We start from the raw sequence: 20,371 nt of genomic DNA, 5'->3' as shown, positions 1-20,371 counted from the left end.
GCAGAGACGGCCGATCTGAGCCTTTTTCAGTTACGCAGAACCTGTCTGGCGTATTCGTAACGATGACGAAGGGTCCGGTACCCCAGTAATTGAGTAGGCAAAAGACGATCGGATCGCGCCAGTCAGTCGGCCTTGGAAGCAGTAGCCGGCGGGTCCGAGTCCCAGTCGGACAGCCAGAGCCCACCGAGTCCGACTGTGACGACGAGTAGGAACCCGGCCCAGATGAGCAGCGTCGTACTTCGGCCGAACGTGTCGATCAGAGGGGTGGGAACGAACGGTGAAATCGCGAAGCCGAGGTACATCATTGTCGTGACGCCACTGAGCGCACGTCCACGGTACTCCTCCTTAACGATCGCGGCCACCCAATCGTTGACCGTCGGCAGGAGAAACCCAATCCCGCCGGACGCGACAAGGATACCGATGAGAACGATCGCGAAGATGTTCGTCAAGCTGATGATCGCGTAGCCGACCGCCGCGATCCCGAACGCAACCATCAGGATCGTCGCGTGCTGTAGCTTCTTCCGGATTCGTCCGTACATGGATCCGGAGACGACCATGGCGACCATAGCAGCCGATAGCGCAACGCCGGTCATCCCACTGCTGACTCCGACCGACTCTCGCAGGTAGTACGGGACCTCGATTTGAATGAGATTCATCGTCAGCATGCCGAAGGTGACCAGGAAGTAAACGAAGAGTAGAATCAGCACGGGCGAATCGCGCGCGATATTGACCGCTGCCTCGAGCCGTCCGATCTCGTCGTCGTTGACGGTTTTCGTCACGTTCGGTTCGGGTAGATACCGGATGACCGGTGGGAGCAACAGAAGCGCCAGCGCGTAGATCGGGAAGATGAATCGCCAATTGACGGAGGCGATCGCACCTCCGATAAGCGCGGCGACCGCGCCGCCGCCCGCTTGGATCGCTCCGTACCAGCCCATGACGGACTCGCGGCGGTTCCCGGAGTAGTAATCCGAGATAAGCGTCGGGACGGTCACCATGAGCGTCGCTACCGCGATCCCGTCGAAAACCCTCGTAAGGAGGATCAAGTATATCGAGTCCAGAAAGAACGCAATGCTGGTCCCGAACCCGTAGATCAGTATCGAGGCGATCAGCACTGGCTTTCGCTTGTAGCGATCCAGCAGGTAACCAACGATCGGCGCGACGATCACTACGATCGGCGCCGACATGGTACTGACCATCTGCGCGAGCGTCTCCGAATTCGGTATATGCGAGAACGTGGATTGAATCGCCGGGATGGTCGGGTTGATCAGTGCCCCCGAGAATGCTGCCATCACCGGAATGAGCAGAAGCGTGATGAGCTGCGGATAATTGAACGAGTATGAATCTTCAGTAGACATCGTTGGTTACCTCGGTTGACCCTCAAACTGATTTCGTGATTGACTATCGAGATGATATGTATTGTCCGTCGCGCCATGATCATCCCGTCTAGTCGATGCTTCGCTAACGAGCTCCCTCTCTCGTGAGCCACGGGCTATGAGAGTAGTTGGATCCGACTGTTCGTCTGGTTGGATATGCCGGTGTCTCGACACACCGCCATCTGTTTTCATGGTACGACTTCTCGTTCATCCCTCATCATTAATAAATCCACGGAAAGACCTCGGAAGCGTTCATGTGTGTTTGAATGTAAGATTTGATCATGAATTTTCTACTGATCGACCTATTGATTGTCTACTCGACAAGCATGCTGTAGACCGTGATAACGCGCTAAATCCCCATATTATCTCGGACAAAATTTCTTATTAGATATTATGGGTAAATACACTAAACTACGGCGACCGGACGTATTGGTCGCTGTCCATCAAGCGTCGACCTCTACAGCTGCTCCACCCTCGCGAGCTCCTGTCTGTTCAATATTGTTGGACGATATATGCCAACAATAATAGAATATTGTTAACTATCAGTATCACGGATTAATCCTCATGGCTAAGGACAAAGACGGCTCCGGCACAGGTAACCGAATCAACGCGGTCGAAAACGCGTTCACTATGATTGAACGAATGCAGGAGCTAGAACAGTGCGGTGTCTCCGAACTAGCGGCCGATCTCGACATTCCAAAGAGCACCGCTCACGTTTACCTGAAGACGCTCGAGGAACTCGGATACGTGATCAAGGAAAACGGCCAGTACCGACTCAGTATGCGGTTTCTTGAACTCGGCGGATTGGTTCGTCACAATCGAAGTATCTACCAAGCGGCGCGATCGGAAGTGGACGCTCTCTCACGGACGACGGGCGAAGTCGGGACCATCGGTTACGTGGAAGACGGAATGCGGGTACTTGTCTACCGGACCGAACCCGTCGAAGGCGTCTCGGACAACGCCCCGACCGGCGAGTTCACCGAGATGCACTGGACCGCCGTCGGAAAAGTTCTCTTAGCACAACGAACCGACGAAGAAATTCGAGATGTCGTCGACCGGCACGGACTTCCCGCGGCGACGGAGAACACCATCACCGATCTCGACGAACTCCTCAAAGAAGCCGCCGAGATCCGCACGCAGGGATATTCGATCGAAGATGAGGAGCGAGTCAGTGGGATCAAGTCTATAGCCGTCCCCATCGACAGCAACGGGTCCGATTCGGGAAACTCCGCAATCTCGATAGCAGGTCCGAAACACCGCTTCAGCACGGAACGCGTTGAAGAAGAACTACTACCCGAATTGCGGAACGTTGCTAACGTGATCGAGCTCCAATCTAGGCACTACTGATCACCGTGCAGTCTTTTACAGACGTACTTTTGTAAATAGCTCGTAGGGCGAGAACGGGGTCCAACAATATTGAACAGTTACGTGGTGGTATCGGACGGCTATCAAGGATCCGCCGTTAGTGCTGATCGCTCGATAGCAGTAGAGCCGCTCACAGTTAGCCGGAGGACAGTCTTCTCGCTACCGATCAATCTGGCCTCCTACGATAATCGCGACGGTGGTACGAAAAGATTCATGCCGCTGTGTGCGAACAACTGGCCCACGGAGATTACAATGAGTGTACCCAATGAATTCGACATTGACGGGAAAGTGTGCGTGTTGACGGGCGGATCCGGTGTCCTCGGCACGGAGATGGCGAAAGCAATCGGCGAGAACGGCGGCAAAGTCGTAATCTTGGCGCGGAGCGAGGAGGGGCTCCAGAAAACCAGCGACGAACTCGCGGAGCTCGACATCGAACACACGACGATCTCAGCGTCAGTTCTCGACCCGGCGGAGTTAGAAGTCGCCGCCGAAACAGTCATTGACGAGTATGGTCGGATCGACGTCCTAATCAATGCGGCAGGCGGCAACAGTTCCGACGCGACGACGGGTCCCGAGATGTCCTTCTTTGATCTCCCGAAAGAGGGCCTCGAAAACGTCATGAACGTGAATTTCACCGGGACAGTGCTCGCGTCGCAAGCGTTCGGGAAGCATATGGTCGAACAGGGGGAAGGCGTCATCCTGAACGTATCCTCAATGAACGCTTTCACCCCCCTGACGAAGATACCGGGATATTCCGGGGCGAAGGCAGCCGTATCGAACTTCACGGAATGGTTAGCCGTACACATGGCTCAGGAGTACTCGCCGGACATTCGCGTCAACGCGATCGCACCGGGGTTCTTCCTTACGAATCAGAACCGATATCTACTGATCGACGAGGAGACGGGTGAGTACACAGACCGAGGGCAGGCGATTATCGATCACACCCCGCAGGATCGATTTGGGAATCCGGAGGACTTGTCCACGACTGTCCTTTGGTTGATCTCTCCAGGAGCGGAATTCGTCAATGGAACAATCATTCCCGTTGACGGAGGGTTTTCCGCATTTAGTGGTGTTTAGATTGGAAATAATATCGGCATTATATAGAGTTGTGACGGTGCGATGATATCGTGGTGCCCGGGTCAGGTCCTCACCGTCCGTCTCGAGTAGATCTGATTCAAAACAGTGTCTATCGGCTGTAAGACTGTCAATAATTGATAGCCACGATTATCACTCCTTCTTTGTTTTGATGAGCGTTTTATTCTGCCAGAGGTGATTCGTTACGTGTAGCCAGGACATGATATGCCCCGAGTGAATTTTAATGGAGGACGATAGATAGTCGAAATAGCCCGTATTCCGTAGTGCTGCGAATTTTGGTGGACTGACTTCCTCGAGTGAGGGTGTTCGAGTAATCGACTGACCGATGGCACTATACATACGGCAGCGGTACAGGTATTCATGACCGGACGCGTTTCCAATCGATGTCGACAGGAAGACAGTCAATTCGGTCGATTCATCTCCAAAGCCTACAGCGGAGCACACGGAGTTGGTCGCTGATGAGAGACTACTCAAGTGGTGGCATAGATCGACCCCAGGGTCACGATGTGGAGATTACCAAAATCGAGGCTACGGTCGTCGAGGGGAACTTCGAGTGGAACTTGGTGAAGGTCCACACCGACGCGGGCGTGACAGGGATCGGCGAAGCGTATCGCGGCGGCGGGGTCCCAGAGCTCGTCGAGTATACCAACCGATTTCTCGTCGGCGAAAATCCACTGGACGTCGAACGGCTATTCCGATATATCGTTCAGGAGATGTCCGGGCACGGTGGAACGACCGGCAAGGTCGTCACTGCTGCCTCAGGAATCGAAATCGCGTTGTGGGACGCCGCCGGCAAGATCCTGGATCTTCCGGTGTACCAGCTTCTCGGATCCCGCTACCGCGATAGAGTCCGAATCTACTGCGATTGCCACGCCGGTGAGGCATATGCGGTAGACGAAGGTGGATTCACCGAGTATGCCGATGCCGAAGCGTACACGCCAGAGGCCTACGCCACAGAAGCCGAGCGCGTCGTCGACATGGGGTTCGACGCGATCAAGTTCGACCTCGATATGGAACAGGATAACGAACCGGATCCGTACAACGGTCGACTGACCAACGCCGCGCTGAATCACAAAGTCGAGGTAGTCGCAGCCGTCCGCGAAGCGATTGGTGACGAGATCGATCTCGCCTTCGATTGCCACTGGGATTATACGGTCGAGAGTGCGACCCGACTCGCGCGGAAACTCGAGCCGTACGACCTCATGTGGCTGGAAGATGTCGTGCCGCCGGAAGAGACTGATGCCCAGCGCGAAGTCGCTCGACGAACGGAGACGCCGCTCGCAACCGGCGAGAATCGGTTTCGCATTCACGAACTGAGCGGTCTGATCGACAAGTACGCAGTCGACGTACTTACGCCAGATCCGACCACTTGCGGTGGGCTCGCAGAGTCCAAACGCATCGCCGAACGTGCCGAGGAGCGCTATATCCCCTTCTCACCGCACAACGTCTGCAGCCCTGTCGGGACGATGGCCTGTGTCCACCTCTGTGCGGCCATCCCCAACGCCGACGTCCTCGAATACCACGCACTCGAGGTCGACTGGTGGGATGAGTTGCTCGAACGTGAGGATCCAATTATCTCGAACGGCTACATCGACGTACCAACGGAGCCAGGACTCGGTATTGAACTGAACGAGGAGACAGTTCGAGAACACGAACTCTCGGGGACTAGTGGATTAGATTGAGACTCCGTCTGTGAGCGACATCGTGTTCAGATAAGCTGATTCCATGCGAAGCTGAACGATCTCAGCCAATCGTCGCCCGTTTCTGCGTCGGCGTTGGTAAAACAGTTTGAGAAACAGATAGTTCTCCGTTTTACTTCTCTGAGGATACGTTCGACAGCATTCCGATTTCCATGTTTTTCGTATCTGAAATCGAAGCCATGTCGATGACACGCATCTTGTAATGAATGCGAGCCATCGACGAAAAACACGGGATCGTCAACATCGTGTTTCTCGGTGAGTTCGGTGAGAAACGAATGAGCGAGATCCATCGTTGTAGTCGGTCTCAGCTTTGTATACAGTAGTTCTCTGGTCTGTGAATCGACAACGGCGTACAGCCAATACTGCTCATCATTGAGCTGGATCACAGTCTCATCGACCGCAACGTGATCCGGCGATCGCCCGGCTTCAGGTTGTAAATCAGACTTGTGAACCCAAATTATGTACGGTTGATCGAGCCCGTTCGACACCGAATATCTCAAGAACAGAAACAGTATTCGAAAGAGATAGTCTTGCCAGATGTAACTGAATACTCAGCTTCATCAGCAGTCGCGATGTCGCTTCTCTCGCCACAAAATCAAAGTCGAGTTGGTCGATACTACCGCTGAGGCTAGCGTTTTCGGGGCACTGTCTAGTTTAGCACCTCGGCGGGGGCCACTGTTTAGATAAGGTCTGAAAAGCGAAGCGGTCAGAATTCTAGGTGACCATGCCCGAATTCGCCGCCCCAACGGCTCTAGTAGCGGCATTCAATTAGATTTTGTGGAGCGAGAGGCGACACCGCGCGAGCTGATGCGATTGAGTATCCAGCTCCATTTGGCAGTATTATCACTTTCGGATACTGTTTCTGTCTTAGAGAGATTCGGTGTCGAACGGGCGAGATCGACGATCCATAATTGGGTACAGAAAGCCGATCTACAGCCGGCAACGGGAAGTCAGCCGGATCACGTTGCGCTGGACGAAACTGTGATCCAACTCGACGATCAACGGTACTGGCTGTACGCTGCTGTCAATCCTGAAACGAACAAATTTCTCCACGTTAATCTCTATCCGGCGCGTACAACAGCACTTACTGAGATGTTTCTCCGCGAACTCAAAGAGAAACACACTGTCGAAGACGCTGTGTTTCTCGTTGATTCGGCACCGTGACTCAAAGCTGCACTTCATCATCTCGGGTTTCGATTTCGATACGAAAAACATGGAAATCGGAACGCCGTCGAACGTCTTTTCCAAGAGATAAAACGTCGTACCTCACAGTTCGGAAACTGTTTCAGAAACGCCGATCCAGCAAACGCTGAAACATGGTTGCAGAGCTATGCATACTGCTGGAACCAGCTAATCTGAACAATGCCTCGGCGGGGGTCGTGTTTAGTTTGTAGCATTGTGCCAGACGGCGAAGGATTGGAGCCACGATTCAGCTGTTGACGGTTGTGCGTGACTGAAACAGTTTGAGAACGAAGAAGTACGTCGTTTTGTCTCACGGAAGACACGTTCAGCAGCGTTCCGATTGCCATGTTTTTCGTATCGAAATCGGAGCCCAGATCGACGGAATGCAGTCTGGGGATGTTTTGCTCCATCGACGAGAAACACAGCATTGTCGAGATCATCTTTCTCAGTGAGTTCCTGCAGAAACCGTTCTGTCAACGCGGTCGTAGTCGTTGAATACAGCCTCATATGGAGAATCTTATTTGTTTCCGGATCGACATCAGTGTACAGCCAATACCGATGTTCGTCGAGTTGAATCACTGTCTCGTCGAGCGCGACGTGATTCGGCTTCTCGTCATTTGCTGACTGTAGATTGCACTTGTGGACCCAATCGTGGACTGCCTTGCGACTGCGTTCGACACCGAACTTCTCCAATTCTCGAACGGTATTCGAAAGCGAGAGACCAGCAAGATGGAGTCGAATACCGAGCTCCATTAGCTGGCGCGGTGTCCGCTCTCGCTCCACAAAACTCAAATCGATCCAGTCGCTACACCTGCTGAGGCGGCTGATTTTTGGCATGGACACCACAAAATCGTGCCGCCTCACTTTTCACGCTTAACGAAACAGCGCCTCTCCAGGAGATCTATCCGGAAGCCATGCATTCGGATCCGGAGTGGATGGTACTCCGCGAGTACTTCTGTCCCGGCTGTAAGACCCAACTCGAGGTCGAAGCAGTTCCCCCGGGCTATCCAATTGTCTTCGACTTCAGACCCTATATCGACGACTTCTACGAGGACTGGCTCGGCCGGAAAGCTCCTGATAAGTAACGGACAGTCAGTGAGGCGTGCTAATTTTCATCCTATTCATCTCGGGAATTGAACGGCTCAACGATAGTAGCGACTGGATTGATCTGGATTTCGTGGAGCGTGAGCGGACACCGCGTCAGCAGATGGAGTTAGGTATTCGGATCCATCGGTCTGAATTATCACTCTCAAATATAGTTCGAGAGTTAGAGAGTTTTTGCGTCCAACGATTGCGAAAAGCCGTTCACGATTGGATACACAAGTGTGATCTACAGCCCGCCATTGATGCGTCACCGAATTACGTCGCGTTCGACGGAACAGTGATTTTAATCGACGATCAACAGTACTGGCTGTACGCTGACGTCGATCCCAAATCGAATTCATTACTGCATAGACGGCTGTTTTCAACAACTATGACGGCTCTTGCAGAGCTTTTCACATGTACTGTCCAAGAAATATACCGTCGAGAATGCTGTGTTTTCCGTCGATGGAGCTACTCATCTCCAGACTGTACTCTGTTGATCCGGGCTCCGATTTCGATACAATAAACATAGAAATCGGAACGCCACCAAAAATGTATTTTATAATATAGAACTACGCACCTTTCCGTTATCAAACGGATTCAATCACGCAAAACTGTTACGGCTGAAACGTGGCTCCAGACCTTCGCCGTCTAGCACAATGCTACAAACTAAACGAGACTGGTTTAACCGAGTAGACCGAGTTTCACTCCTCTCATATCGCGTCGATTACCCGCGATACGGTTGCCAGTGAGATACTCACCGCTAAAGCAGTTGGATTCGGCGTTGACTCTCGCTCTGACCTTAGATGGAGCAGAAGAATAGCCACCGTTCGCGTTCAACGTGCCGCTGTTTAAGCGAACGTCCAAGGATGTGCCTCCGTCGCCCCGAGTTTGGTTGCGATGGTGTAGACTACCTCACTCACTTGTTGTAGAATGATAGGTTACAACTTAATTCACCTAAAAAGACTCGTTCGGGAGCAAGACCTTAAGAAAGTCTACCTATTGATTACACAGCATGGAGCGCCCGACTCGCCAGCGTCAGCGCGACCCGGATACAGGTCAACAAGTCGAAGAGACTACCAGTGAAAAAGCGTGCGACGAGTGCGGCTCGGAAGCTCTCGTCACCAGCGAGGATCAGGGAGAACTCGTCTGTGAGGACTGTGGCTTGATCATCGATGCGACGAACATCGACCGGGGACCGGAATGGCGCGCGTTCAATCACTCCGAACGGAACAACAAATCCCGTGTCGGGGCACCCACCACGCAGACGATGCACGACAAGGGGCTCACAACGCAGATCGACTGGAAAGACCAAGACGCCTACGGCCGCTCGCTGTCCTCGGAAAAGCGAACCCAGATGAACCGCCTCCGCAAGTGGCAAGAACGCATCCGAGCGAAAGATGCCGGCGAGCGTAACCTGCAGTTTGCGCTCAGCGAAATCGATCGGATGGCCTCTGCAATGGGCATTCCACGCTCGGTTCGCGAGGTCGCCAGCGTTATTTACCGCCGGGCATTGGACGAGGACCTCATCCGCGGGCGCTCGATCGAAGGCGTCTCGACGAGCTGTCTCTACGCGGCGTGCCGTCGAGAGGGGATCCCACGCAGCTTGGAGGAAATCGCTGACGTCTCGCGAGTCGAACGAAAAGAAATCGGGCGTACGTATCGATACATCGCTCAGGAACTGTCGCTCGCGATGGAACCGGTCGATCCAAAGGAGTTCGTCCCGCGGTTTTGTTCCGAGCTCGATTCGAGCGAGGAGGTCCAGGCGAAAGCCAACGAAATCATCGATACCACGGCAGCACAGGGAATGCTGTCAGGGAAATCCCCGACCGGGTTTGCCGCCGCTGCTATCTATGCAGCGTCGCTCCTGTGTAACGATAAGCGGACGCAGAAAGAAGTTGCAACCGTCGCGCAGGTCACCGAAGTTACCATTCGGAACCGGTATCAAGAACAGATCGAGGCAATGGGGCTCAACTAGCGATCTTCGGCTTACTGACTGACCTCGGTGATCGTCAACGCCTACAACTCCCTCTCTTATTTCCGCGTCGTCGCCGTGATGATCGCGTGTGTTGGCTTTTACTGGTGTATACGTATGTGGTTGGCCGCACGAAGTCCGTGCTCGCCGCATCCTTTTCCATGGAGAGTTCGACAGCCTGGCCGTCCTCGTCGTTGCACACGTAGCTGCGGCGACCCCGTTCTCGAGGATTCGGTCGCGAGTCCGGTCAGTGGTGGTGCTATGCTCGCGGTCGACCTCGCCAAGATCGCAATTACCAGCGTCGATATATCGTCTTTGATCTGAATTACTTTCTCACGGTGAGCATTCCAACCGCGACAGTCGTCCTCGGTTGAATGGGTGCCAACGTGTTCGCTCGACTCACCTCGCGATGATGTCCGGACAGTCGTCAAGCAAGTCGTGCTACGGGATCTCTCGACCACGCCTGATGCGGGTCCGACGGCTGCCGTCTCCAACCCACTGACGACAATACTTATATATCAGGGTGTGATACGGGTTTACACAGCAGGGACGGAATGCCACTAGTGCCTTTGACACTCAATTAGCCATTGAACCGATTCTCAGTGTGCGTTTCGTTCCTCGCTGTGCCTTTATTGACCGATAATCGATACGACATTTCATAGACGCAGGCGTTGGTACCGCAGTGGGACTGCCTTATTCTGCAGTAGCACCGAGGATGACACTAGATAATAACGGACTTAGGGTGTTATATACATCGATGGATGATAGTGTGACAAAAGTAGTCACGAGACATACCCACAAGAATCGACAATATCGAGATAGAGCTCTGCGGAACGCAGATGTCGAATCACCCGCAGTCGTGACCCGTCCGAATTGGAACCGGTCACCAAACCATTATAAGCGACCTAACCGATTTCCTCTGTATGGCAGCGACTGAGATTCTCGTAATAGGCGGTGGACCGGGCGGCTACACGGCTGCGATTCGTGCGGCACAGCGTGACCGTGACGTGACACTCATCGACCGAGACGGCATCGGCGGGACCTGTCTCAACCACGGCTGTATCCCCTCAAAGGCGCTGTTGACCGCATCAGATCTCGTCACAAAGCTCGACTCGGCATCTCAAATGGGTATCTACGCAGAGCCGTTCGTCGATGTCGGAGAAATGGTTGGGTGGAAGGATGATGTCGTCGACCAGCTCACGGGTGGAATCGAAACACTCTGCAAGGCAAACGGCGTCACCATGAGAGAAGGTACTGCGCGCTTCAGAACGAGTCAGACCGTCGAAATCGCTGCAGCAGATGGGGCCAGAGAGGAGCTCGAATTCGAAAATGCGGTCATTGCAACCGGTAGCCGTCCGATGACAGTACCGGGGTTTTCCTACGACGACGACCCGATTCTGAACTCTCGGCAAGCACTCGCTCTCGAGGCAGCACCGCGATCGCTTACCGTCGTCGGGGGAGGATACATCGGCATGGAGCTCTCGACGGTGTTTGCGAAACTCGGGACCGATGTGACGGTCGTCGAGATGGAAGACGACGTATTGCCGGGATACGAACCGGATCTCACTCGGCCGGTCAAGAAGCGAGCCGAATCCGTCGGCGTCGACTTCCAGTGCGGTCAGGCTGCGGTCGAGTGGACTCGAGAAGACGACGGGAGCGTAACTCTCCATACGGAAGACACGAACGGGGACAATCACGAGACGGCCGCGGAACGGATACTCGTTGCGGTCGGTCGTGAACCCGTTTCCGATACGCTCGATCTCGAGGCTGTCGGTGTGGAACCGACCGACGGAGGATTTCTCGAGACTGACGATCGAATGCGGACGGCTTGCGATCACGTCTTCGCGGTCGGTGACGTCGCCGGTGAACCGATGCTCGCGCACAAAGCAGTAGCGGAGGGCCTCGTCGCTGCAGAAGTCGCATCGGGATGTGACGCTGCACTCGATCAAGCAGCGATCCCGACGGCGATATTCGTCGATCCCGAAATCGCGACCGTCGGGATAACGGAATCCGAGGCACGCGAGGCCGGCCACTCCCCCATCATCGGAGAATTCCCGTTCAACGCCAGCGGTCGAGCGCTTACGCTCACGGAGACGGAGGGATTCGTCCGCGTCGTCGCCGAGGAGGACACCGGCCGACTCCTCGGTGCACAGATCGTCGGTCCCGAAGCGTCCGAACTAATCGGCGAACTCGGGTTGGCGGTCGAGACAGGGCTGACACTCGAGGACGTCGCCGCCACCATCCACATGCACCCGACGCTCTCGGAGGCGGTGATGGAAGCCTGCGAGAACGCGCTCGGACAGGCGATCCACACGCTGAATCGGTGACCGGCCGGACGGGTCGTCCGACGGATCAGGGCTCGGCGAGTACTTTGATCTGATCGGTCTCGGGATCGCGAAGGCTCTCAAACGCCGATTCAACGGCGTCCAACGACACGGTCTCGGTGATCATCGGCTCGGGATCGATGCGGCCGTCGGCGATCAGATCCAACGCGGTCGCGAATTCCGACTGGGAGACGAGCGGTCCGCCCTGGAAGCCGAACGACCCGACGATTTCCCGTTCAGCCTGCATAATATCGTTCGGATGTATCGGGACTTCTTCCTCGAACACGCTGAGCACGACGACCGTTTCTCCGTACGCGGTACTTCGGAGCGCATCCGTCAGCGTCGTGGCCGTTCCGGCGCACTCGAACGAGACATCAACTCGGTCGGTTTCCCGCTGAATCTTCTCGACAGCGTCGACGGCAGTCGGATCGATGACGACGTCGGCGCCGAGCGCCTTCGCGGCCTCTCGACGAGTTGCTCGCGGTTCACTGACGTAGATTTCGCGAGCACCGGCCGCCGCAGCGCCTGCGACGACGCCGAGACCGATCGGACCGGCACCGAATACCGCGATGCGGTCGGTCGGATCGAGGCCCGACCGGCGGACGCCCCGAAGCGAGACGCCGAGTGGTTCGGCGAGTGCGGCGTGGCGCAGCGACACCTCGTCTGGGACGTGAACTGCCATCGAGGATGGGACGACGATTCGATCCGCAAATCCGCGACTCGAGACGACCCCGCCGTCACCCCGCTCACAGAGGTGGTACTTGCCGGCCGCACAGTAGCGGCAGTTGTGACACGACGAGACCATGTTCAACGTGACGCGATCCCCGACCTGAACGTCGTCAACGTTCTCACCAACATCCGAGACCGTACCAGCGATCTCGTGTCCCATCGGTTTCGGCAAGTACTCGTCCCACTCCGACTCCGGAATGGAGTGACCGGTCGCTTCGGCTCGGATCGGAACGGGGCCGACCTCGTACTCGTGCAGATCGGACCCGCAGATCCCGGTGTATTCGATATCGACGGCGATCGTTCCCGTCGCTACATCGTGTTGTTCGACAGTATCGACACGGAGGTCTCCAGGCCCGTGCAGGTATACAGCATCCATCGTCCTGCTATCGCGTACGATCCCTCCCAAGGTAAATCTATGTCCGTGCGTACACTGGGGTCAGTAGCGATCGCGGCTGTGACTGCGCGCCGACCTGTCGCAGTCCCATGGAAAAGGCGCGGCGACGCTATGTGACGCCGATATACGCGTCACGGACGTAGTCGTCCTCTCGGAGTTCCGCAGCGGGCCCCTCGAGCGTGATCTCTCCGGTCTCGAGCAGATAGAGTCGTTCCGCGTGGCGCATCGCGAACGTGGTGTTCTGTTCGGCGATCAGGATGGTGATTCCCTCCCGTTTGAGTTGCTCGAAGGTGTCGTCGAGATCGTCGATGATGACGGGAGCGAGTCCGAGCGTCGGCTCGTCGAGGATCAGCAGTTTCGGGTCGCTGACCAGCGCACGGCCGATGGCAAGCATCTGTTGTTCGCCGCCACTCAGGGTCTCCGCGTCCTGCTCGCGGCGTTCGTCCAGCCGCGGGAACAGCTCGTAGACCCAATCGATTGTCTCCCTGGCAGCTTCCTGATCGTCTCGAGGATAGGCCCCCATCAGGAGGTTCTCGTGGACGGAGAAAAACGGGAAGAGGTCGTGCTCTTCGCTACAGTGGACGAGCCCCCGGTCGACGATGTCGCGCTTGGATAGCTCGGACAGTTCCTCGCCGAACAGTTTGATGCTGCCCTCGTACTCTTTGATCCCGGAGAGGGTGTCGAACAGCGTCGTCTTCCCGGCGCCGTTCGGGCCGATGACACCAACTGTCTCGCCTTCCTCGACGCGTAATGAGACGTCGTCGAGCGCTTGCGTCTTGCCGTAGGTCACGTCCAATCCGTCGATTTCGAGAACGGGATCGGCCATCAGTTGGTCACCTCCGCACCAGCGAGGTACGCTTTCTGGACCGTCTCGTCGTTCGCGATCTCCTCGGGTGATCCTTCGGCGATTTTCTGCCCGCTGTTGATGACGACGACGCGGTCGACGATCGACATGAGTCCTTTCATATTGTGGTCGACGATGATGATCGGCCGTCCCTCGGCGTGGATGTCGCGAATCTGATCGGACAGCTCGCGAATTTCCGCCTGATTCATCCCCGCGAACGGTTCGTCGAGGAGAAGCATTTCGGGCTCCGTTGCCAGCGCTTTGGCGATTTCTAGCCGCCTGACGTCGGCGTGAGGGAGGGAGCCGGGGAGCGTATCCAACTTCTCGTCGAGATCGAATCGTCTGGCGATGTCGAGAATTTCCGCTTGACTCGCACCGCCGGTGAGCGAGAAGATGTCGTTCGGATACGTGAACAGGTCTATGTTTTCGCCGACCGTCGAGGACGGAATCGGATTCGATTCCTGAGAAACCCGTGCGATACCGCGGTTAACGATATCGTGGGTATCCAGCTTCGTGATGTCGGTGTCCCTGAACTGGACGGAGCCACCCGTCACGTCGTAGATCCCCATGATGCAGTTGAAGACGGTACTTTTCCCGGATCCGTTCGGACCGATCAGACCCAGAATTTCGTCGTCCTGAAGGTCGAACGACAGATCGTCGACGGCGACGAGGCCGCCGAACTCCTTTCGTAACTCGTCGATCCGGAAGACGGTGTCACTACTCATCGCGACCACCGCCGATGGAGCCGATTCGAGACCAGATAAACGGGAAGATCCCGTCCCGGAGGAACACGAGGAAGAACAACACGATGAGCCACAGTGCGAGCCAGCGGCCGGTCGATCCGAAGACCGTCAGCACCTCGTCGCGGAGGATGATGAAGACGAACGCACCGCCGATCGGTCCAGCGATCGTTCCCATGCCGCCGATCACTGCGATGGCGACCATTTCGAGGCTCCGATCGACCACGAGCACCGTCGACGGAGTGATGTTCCCGTAGAAGTGGGCGAGCATAGCACCGCCGATTCCCATCGTGATAGCGCTCATCAGGAACGCCCAGAGTTTGAATCTCGTCGTATCGATTCCTGAGGACTCGATTGCGGCCTCGTTTTCTCCGATCGCGCGCAGGATCCGTCCGATGTTCGACTGGCTCACCACGACCAGTACGGCACCGATGAGCAGCATCGGAATCAACGTGTAATAGTACAGGTTCGTGAGATTGTACGTGAGCGTCGACACGGCAGTGATCCCCAGCTCGCCGCCGGTGTACTCCCCGTAGATGTAGACCAACTGGGTCAGCACCAACACGCCCAAGAGGGTGATCAACGAGAAGTACGGACCCTCGAGTCGCAGCGTCGGCACAGCGAACAGGAGACCGATGACGATCGCTGCCAGGATCGACAGCGGGAACGTAATGTACATCGCCATATCCGGGTTAACGTTGTGAACGAGAACGCCGGTCGTGTACGCTGCCCCGCCGGATAATGCCGAGTGCCCGAAGCTGATGTAATTGGTGTGACCGCTAATGATGTCCCATCCCATTGCGAAGATGGCCCAAATGCTCGCTAGCGCGAATACGTACAGATACTGACCGGCCCAGAACGGCACGGTGAGGAGCGCGAGGAGCGCGACCCCGGCCGATGCGATCTGGTATCTGTTCGGTTCGCCGAGGAATTCTCTCGTGAATCGCTGTACTACCGGTTCGCCGGAACGGTCGTATTCGTTACTCAAGGTACTCCCTCCCGTAGAGGCCTTCTGGCCGGTACATGATCACCGCGATGATGATCAGTAACGCTACCACAACACGATACGGAGCGCCGAGGAGTGCAACGGTGAGCGTTTCGATGTAGCCGATCAGGTACGCCGCGATGATCGACCCCTTGATCGATCCGACGCCTCCGATGATCACGATCATAAAGGCGAGCGTCAACGGCTCGAGCCACATCTCGGGACTGGTCTGCTGGAGCCGACCGATGAAGATACCGCCGACACCGGCGAACGCGCCCGCGATGAGCCACGTCTGCCGCCGAACACGAGGCAAGTCGACGCCGGTGAAAATCGCACCCCGCTCGCTCATCGACGTCGCGAGGATCGCTCGCCCGTCCTTCGTGTTCGTGACATAATACCACAACATCCCGATCATTACCCACGAAAAGACGAACGCTAGCAGCTGATCGTACTGCATGCGGGTTCCCGCGATAGCGACAGAGCCCGGCATTATCGGTGTGAGAACCTGTGCCTGCTGGGAGAACGCCATCGTCATCGCTTCCTGCAAGGCGAGCGCGGCCATAATCGTCGCCATAAACGTGATTACCACGTTCTCTTCGATGTATCTGACGAGACCCATGTAGACGCCATACGACGCGACCGCAGCGAGGACGATCCCGACGATTACACCCCCAGCTCGGCCGATATACGGCTGGGTGACGAAGTACGCGTAGGCGGCGATCATGAGTAACGCACCGTGGGTCAGATTGAGTATCCCTCCGACGCCGAAGATCATCGTGAATCCGATCGCGATCAGCGCGTAGATCGCACTGATCATCGCCCCGACGATGAGTATCGTGATTATATCTGATATCATACTGTTTCACGTTACATCCAAGACGGCGTCTGGTGATCGCCGTTCTGGTACGTCTCGGGCCAGACACAGCGTTTCGTTCCGTCCGTATCACCGATACCGTTGCCATCTTCCGCCGCCTGCCATTGAGTGATAGTGAACGGCGCGAATTCGTCGCCCGGCCCTTCACCCGGGTACACGTCGTTGGGGTACTCGTCGTCGGGCCCTTGGAACTGAATCTGTCCGTACGACCCTTCGAAGTCGGTCGCTTGGAGTTCTTCGACGATCGAATCGATGTCTTCCCGATGGTTCGCGGTCCCAGCGCGCTCGACGGCCTCTGCGTAGAGGTTGATCGCGTCGTGGGTAATGAAACCGACGAACGTGGGCGTCGTCGGCCGTGAATCGTACTCGGACTGGTAGGCGTCCATGACTTCGCTCGTTTTCGGTGTGATGTCCGCGAACCCGTCCGCAGCGGAGGTCGCGGTGGACAGGTATTCGGCCGTCCCCTGTGTGTCGGACCAGAACTGCGGCGACTGCGCTGCGATCATGACGCCGTCGAGCGAGAACGGGTACTCGTTTCGCGACCAAGACGACGTCATGCCGGTGATCGGAATGTGCGAAAGCGCTCCGATCATCGTCTGCGCACCGGAGCTTTCGACCTGGTCGAGGATCGGCGTCCAGTCGTTCGTGTCCAGCGCGACCCGCTCGTTGACTGCGACGTCTATCCCGCTTTCTTCGAGCAGACTCGCGGTCATGTCGGTGATATCTTGCGTCCACGCGGCGTCTTCGGAGACGACGGCCATCGTGTCCCACCCGTGTTCCTCGCTGAGAAATTGGCCGTACTGTGCGAGGTATTCGGCCTGTTTGATCGAGTTGACCGGCCCCGGACGGAAGATGCTCTTGAACTGGTCGTAGTTCTGTGCGTGGTTTTCGGCGAAAATACGCGGTGACGCCGCGCCGGTGATCAGGAACGGGAGGTCGTTTTCGGCCACCAAGTCAGCCAGCGAGAGCGCCACCTCGCTCACGACCGTTCCGACCAGCATCTGGATGTTCTCACGGTTGATCATTTCCGTGACCGCAGAGTGTGCTTCGGACGGTTGAGCAGCGGAGTCGGCCGTAACGAGCTCGACATCGTTGTCGAGGATACCCCCGTTCTCATTTAATTGGTCGACCGCTAACTGTGCCGACCGCTCCGAGCCGAGCCCGTTGTCGGTCTCGACGGGCATGATGTGCCCGATTTTTATCGTGCCGCCCGTACCACCACTACCGCCCAGACAGCCAGCAATCGACGTGACTGCTGCACCCGCCCCTACCGTCTTCAAAACAGTTCGTCGATTCGTTCTATCGGAGTTGCTACTACTATCGCGATTCTGCTGACTAGGCTCTCTGCTCATTGGTATCGACCACCAATAAGTCCCTGAGGTTACCTTATATTCTTTTCCATAATACGAACTACATTATTGCGGAGGCTCGGCGTGGTCTCCTCCATAACGCCGATTTCGATACCTTGTAGCGACTACTATTCTCGAGCGACCGATGGTGAGACGGATCGTTGCCAGTGAAGATGGTTCACACCGAATACGCGTTCGCAGTCGAGGCCACTTTCACTGGAACGATAGCAGCTCGTTTCGGAGCCGCACTGAGGCTGCTACTCGAGGCTATCGTAGATTATATTCTTTTGAATCTCGCTCGTTCCCTCGACGATCTTCTGGACTCGGGAATCTCGATAGAACTTTTCCACCGGGAACTCCCGCGTGTAGCCGTAGCCGCCGTGGATCTGCACGGCTTCGGAACAAACGTCTTCGCAGACTTCGCTCGTGTAATACTTGGCGATGGAAGCGAGGCGTCGCGGATCGTTGCCGGCCATCAACTCGCCGGCCGCTCGATACGTGGTCGAGCGGGCGGTTTCGATCCCGGTCATCATATCCGCGAGTTTCCACTGGAGGCCCTGGAACTCCCCGATCTTCTGGTCGAACGCTTCGCGTTCGTGTGCATATTCGAACGCGTGCCGGAACGCGCCAGCGGCCGCACCGAGCGCGTTCGCTGCCACGAGGATCCGGTTCTCGTTGAAAAACTTCATCAGTTGTATGAAGCCGCGGTCCTCCTCCCCGACGAGATAGTCATCGGGAACCCTCGCGTCCGAGATATTGATTTCGGCGGTCGGACTCGCCCGAAGCCCCATTTTTTCGATATCGCGTCCGACCTCAAACCCGTCCGTCTCGGTCGGGACGATAAAGGCACTAATTCCGTCGTGGCCCGCATCGGGTGTCGTCTTCGCCATGACGATCATGAACTCCGCGACGGGACTGTTACTCGCCCACGTCTTGCTCCCGTTGAGGACCCACTCGTCGCCGTCCTTCTCGGCGGTGGTTCGCATCCCGGCGACGTCGCTTCCCGCGTCCGGTTCGCTGATGGACGTGCCACACACGGCCTCGCCTTCGAGGACCGGTCGGAGGAACTCGTCTTTCTGCCAGTCCTCACCGTACTCGAGAAGCAGTTCGGTACCGAACTTGCCGGTCAGAACGGCGGTACCGATTCCGGGATCCGCGCGGTTGAACTCCTCGTGGACGATGACCGACGCGAGGAAATCCATCCCCGCACCGCCGTACTCCTCGGGGTAGTGCGGCGCCAGGAAGTCCAGATCGGCAGCATCCTGAAAGATCTCCCGCGGGAACTGTACTACACCGGGTTCGTCGTAGTCTCTGGCGACCGGTTCGATCTCCGTTTCTGCGAACTCGCGAACCGCATCGCGAATCGCCTCGTGTTCCGCCGTCAGTGCTGTTGTCATTGGGTGATTGTTCCGTGTTGGTATCGTCTGTCGGTGATCGGTATCATTCCAGTCTCTCGGTCCGCGAAGCGGCTCTACTCATGATCGCGACCGCTCGGGAAGTCGGGCTGTCGCTTATCGAGAAACGCCTCGACGGCCTCCTCGTGGTCCGGATGCTGTTGGGCTGCCGCCTCGAGCGCGATGCCTTTCGTCAGCGCGAGATCGTTCCCGAGTTCGAGCCAGCTGTTCAGGGTCTTCTTCGTGTACCTGATCGCCGTTTGGGGTCCCGTCGCTAGCTTGGTAACCATCTCGTCGGTGGCGTCGTCCAGTTCGGTGGCGGGGACCACGTGATTGACGAGTCCGAGGTCTTCGGCTGCCTCGGCGGAGAGCAAGTCACCAGTCATCAGCAGCTCCTTTGCCTTGTTTAGACTCGTCAGTAGCGGCCAGATGACCGCGCCACCGTCCCCGGCGACGAGAGCGACGCTCACGTGGGGATCCCCGATCCGTGCGTCCTCGCTCATCATGACGATATCACAGAAGAGCGCGATCGTTGCCCCCAGTCCCGTCGCATCACCGTTTACTTTCGCGATCACTGGTTTCTCGAGGTTGACGATGCTCTCGATGATCTCCTCCCCCTCGCGGGCCGTCTCGAGGAATTTCCCGGGCTCCTCGACGCTCTCTTTCATCCAGTTTACGTCGCCGCCGGCGGAGAACGCGTCGCCGTTCCCGGTGAGGACGACCACCCGCGCGTCGGCGTCGTAGGCGTCGTCAAACACCTCGGCGAGTTCGGCGTGTAGTGGGGCGTTTACTGCGTTGAGCGCGTCCGGGCGATCGATTGCGATCCGGAGGACGTCGTCGTCGAGCGTCACCGCTAGGTTTTCGTAGTCCTGCATGTCCGCTCGGATAGAGATCGGTTCGTCTAATAAATCCCTGTGACGGTCGGCGGGTTGCGGACGAAAAAACTAACACGCTGATCTCGGAAA

The 20,371-nt window shown here is 56.6% G+C and carries 16 protein-coding genes and 3 pseudogenes; 8 read left to right on the top strand and 11 right to left on the bottom strand.

Going from position 1 to position 20,371, the window contains the following annotated elements:
* Positions 1-122: 122 nt before the first annotated feature.
* A complete protein-coding gene (locus tag NDI89_RS19975) occupies positions 123-1,355 on the bottom strand; it encodes an MFS transporter (RefSeq protein ID WP_277524224.1) in 1,233 nt (410 codons plus the stop codon).
* 582 nt (positions 1,356-1,937) lie between these two features.
* On the opposite strand from NDI89_RS19975, the gene NDI89_RS19970 reads away from it, so the two are divergent.
* From NDI89_RS19970 to NDI89_RS19960, 3 genes are all read left to right on the top strand, one after another.
* Positions 1,938-2,720: an IclR family transcriptional regulator gene (locus tag NDI89_RS19970; RefSeq protein WP_277524221.1), complete on the top strand. Its 783-nt coding sequence runs from the start codon at positions 1,938-1,940 to the stop codon at positions 2,718-2,720.
* 270 nt (positions 2,721-2,990) lie between these two features.
* Positions 2,991-3,815, top strand: coding sequence for an SDR family oxidoreductase (locus NDI89_RS19965; protein ID WP_277524219.1), 825 nt, complete (start codon positions 2,991-2,993; stop codon positions 3,813-3,815).
* Positions 3,816-4,291: 476 nt separating this feature from the next.
* Positions 4,292-5,515, top strand: coding sequence for a mandelate racemase/muconate lactonizing enzyme family protein (locus NDI89_RS19960; RefSeq protein WP_277524216.1), 1,224 nt, complete (start codon positions 4,292-4,294; stop codon positions 5,513-5,515).
* A 26-nt stretch (positions 5,516-5,541) separates the two neighbouring features.
* Here NDI89_RS19960 and NDI89_RS19955 read toward each other — a convergent pair.
* Positions 5,542-6,148, bottom strand: a pseudogene (locus NDI89_RS19955) (IS6 family transposase).
* 117 nt (positions 6,149-6,265) lie between these two features.
* On the opposite strand from NDI89_RS19955, the pseudogene NDI89_RS19950 reads away from it, so the two are divergent.
* Positions 6,266-6,892, top strand: a pseudogene (locus NDI89_RS19950) (IS6 family transposase).
* A gap of 24 nt (positions 6,893-6,916) precedes the next feature.
* Here NDI89_RS19950 and NDI89_RS19945 read toward each other — a convergent pair.
* Positions 6,917-7,552: an IS6 family transposase gene (locus NDI89_RS19945; RefSeq protein WP_277524214.1), complete on the bottom strand. Its 636-nt coding sequence runs from the start codon at positions 7,550-7,552 to the stop codon at positions 6,917-6,919.
* Here NDI89_RS19945 and NDI89_RS19940 point away from each other — a divergent pair.
* From NDI89_RS19940 to lpdA, 4 genes and pseudogenes are all read left to right on the top strand, one after another.
* Positions 7,546-7,800 carry an acetone carboxylase subunit gamma gene (locus tag NDI89_RS19940; protein ID WP_277524212.1) on the top strand — a complete coding sequence of 85 codons (255 nt, stop codon included), beginning with the start codon at positions 7,546-7,548 and terminating at the stop codon, positions 7,798-7,800. The two genes, NDI89_RS19945 and NDI89_RS19940, sit on opposite strands and share 7 nt — an antisense overlap.
* A gap of 38 nt (positions 7,801-7,838) precedes the next feature.
* Positions 7,839-8,453: pseudogene (locus NDI89_RS19935) on the top strand (transposase domain-containing protein).
* 360 nt (positions 8,454-8,813) lie between these two features.
* The gene (locus NDI89_RS19930) at positions 8,814-9,776 is read left to right on the top strand and encodes a transcription initiation factor IIB (RefSeq protein WP_277524210.1); all 963 of its coding nucleotides are present in this window, start codon (positions 8,814-8,816) and stop codon (positions 9,774-9,776) included.
* 920 nt (positions 9,777-10,696) lie between these two features.
* Complete coding sequence (gene lpdA / locus NDI89_RS19925; protein ID WP_277524208.1) at positions 10,697-12,100, top strand: dihydrolipoyl dehydrogenase; 1,404 nt, start codon at positions 10,697-10,699, stop codon at positions 12,098-12,100.
* Positions 12,101-12,125: 25 nt separating this feature from the next.
* Here lpdA and NDI89_RS19920 read toward each other — a convergent pair whose 3' ends face one another.
* The 8 genes from NDI89_RS19920 to NDI89_RS19885 form a co-directional block, all read right to left on the bottom strand.
* Entirely contained in the window at positions 12,126-13,202 is a 1,077-nt protein-coding gene (locus NDI89_RS19920) for a zinc-binding dehydrogenase (protein ID WP_277524206.1), read from the bottom strand.
* A gap of 127 nt (positions 13,203-13,329) precedes the next feature.
* Complete coding sequence (locus NDI89_RS19915; protein WP_277524204.1) at positions 13,330-14,046, bottom strand: ABC transporter ATP-binding protein; 717 nt, start codon at positions 14,044-14,046, stop codon at positions 13,330-13,332.
* Positions 14,046-14,789 (bottom strand): ABC transporter ATP-binding protein, encoded by a 744-nt coding sequence (locus NDI89_RS19910; RefSeq protein ID WP_277524202.1) that lies wholly within the window; start codon positions 14,787-14,789, stop codon positions 14,046-14,048. The genes NDI89_RS19915 and NDI89_RS19910 overlap by 1 nt, the downstream gene beginning before the upstream one ends.
* Entirely contained in the window at positions 14,782-15,792 is a 1,011-nt protein-coding gene (locus NDI89_RS19905) for a branched-chain amino acid ABC transporter permease (RefSeq protein ID WP_277524200.1), read from the bottom strand. The genes NDI89_RS19910 and NDI89_RS19905 overlap by 8 nt, the downstream gene beginning before the upstream one ends.
* Positions 15,785-16,645 (bottom strand): branched-chain amino acid ABC transporter permease, encoded by an 861-nt coding sequence (locus NDI89_RS19900; RefSeq protein WP_277524197.1) that lies wholly within the window; start codon positions 16,643-16,645, stop codon positions 15,785-15,787. Before NDI89_RS19900 ends, NDI89_RS19905 begins: the two co-directional genes overlap by 8 nt.
* An 11-nt stretch (positions 16,646-16,656) precedes the next feature.
* A complete protein-coding gene (locus NDI89_RS19895; RefSeq protein WP_277524196.1) occupies positions 16,657-17,943 on the bottom strand; it encodes an ABC transporter substrate-binding protein in 1,287 nt (428 codons plus the stop codon).
* A 326-nt stretch (positions 17,944-18,269) separates the two neighbouring features.
* Complete coding sequence (locus tag NDI89_RS19890; RefSeq protein ID WP_277524195.1) at positions 18,270-19,409, bottom strand: acyl-CoA dehydrogenase family protein; 1,140 nt, start codon at positions 19,407-19,409, stop codon at positions 18,270-18,272.
* 74 nt (positions 19,410-19,483) lie between these two features.
* The gene (locus NDI89_RS19885) at positions 19,484-20,281 is read right to left on the bottom strand and encodes an enoyl-CoA hydratase/isomerase family protein (protein WP_277524193.1); all 798 of its coding nucleotides are present in this window, start codon (positions 20,279-20,281) and stop codon (positions 19,484-19,486) included.
* Positions 20,282-20,371 lie beyond the last annotated feature (90 nt).

The organism is Natrinema salsiterrestre (assembly GCF_029502005.1).
Taxonomy (GTDB): Archaea; Halobacteriota; Halobacteria; order Halobacteriales; family Natrialbaceae; genus Natrinema; species Natrinema salsiterrestre.
This window is presented reverse-complemented; position numbering and strand designations above follow the sequence as displayed.

Excerpts from the sequence above, each read along its gene's own strand:
- NDI89_RS19975 (WP_277524224.1), bottom strand. The coding sequence starts at position 1,355 with ATGTCTACTGAAGATTCATACTCGTTCAATTATCCGCAGCTCATCACG.
- NDI89_RS19970 (WP_277524221.1), top strand. The coding sequence starts at position 1,938 with ATGGCTAAGGACAAAGACGGCTCCGGCACAGGTAACCGAATCAACGCG.
- NDI89_RS19965 (WP_277524219.1), top strand. The coding sequence starts at position 2,991 with ATGAGTGTACCCAATGAATTCGACATTGACGGGAAAGTGTGCGTGTTG.
- NDI89_RS19960 (WP_277524216.1), top strand. The coding sequence starts at position 4,292 with ATGAGAGACTACTCAAGTGGTGGCATAGATCGACCCCAGGGTCACGAT.
- NDI89_RS19945 (WP_277524214.1), bottom strand. The coding sequence starts at position 7,552 with ATGCCAAAAATCAGCCGCCTCAGCAGGTGTAGCGACTGGATCGATTTG.
- NDI89_RS19930 (WP_277524210.1), top strand. The coding sequence starts at position 8,814 with ATGGAGCGCCCGACTCGCCAGCGTCAGCGCGACCCGGATACAGGTCAA.
- lpdA (WP_277524208.1), top strand. The coding sequence starts at position 10,697 with ATGGCAGCGACTGAGATTCTCGTAATAGGCGGTGGACCGGGCGGCTAC.
- NDI89_RS19920 (WP_277524206.1), bottom strand. The coding sequence starts at position 13,202 with ATGGATGCTGTATACCTGCACGGGCCTGGAGACCTCCGTGTCGATACT.
- NDI89_RS19915 (WP_277524204.1), bottom strand. The coding sequence starts at position 14,046 with ATGGCCGATCCCGTTCTCGAAATCGACGGATTGGACGTGACCTACGGC.
- NDI89_RS19910 (WP_277524202.1), bottom strand. The coding sequence starts at position 14,789 with ATGAGTAGTGACACCGTCTTCCGGATCGACGAGTTACGAAAGGAGTTC.
- NDI89_RS19900 (WP_277524197.1), bottom strand. The coding sequence starts at position 16,645 with ATGATATCAGATATAATCACGATACTCATCGTCGGGGCGATGATCAGT.
- NDI89_RS19890 (WP_277524195.1), bottom strand. The coding sequence starts at position 19,409 with ATGACAACAGCACTGACGGCGGAACACGAGGCGATTCGCGATGCGGTT.
- NDI89_RS19885 (WP_277524193.1), bottom strand. The coding sequence starts at position 20,281 with ATGCAGGACTACGAAAACCTAGCGGTGACGCTCGACGACGACGTCCTC.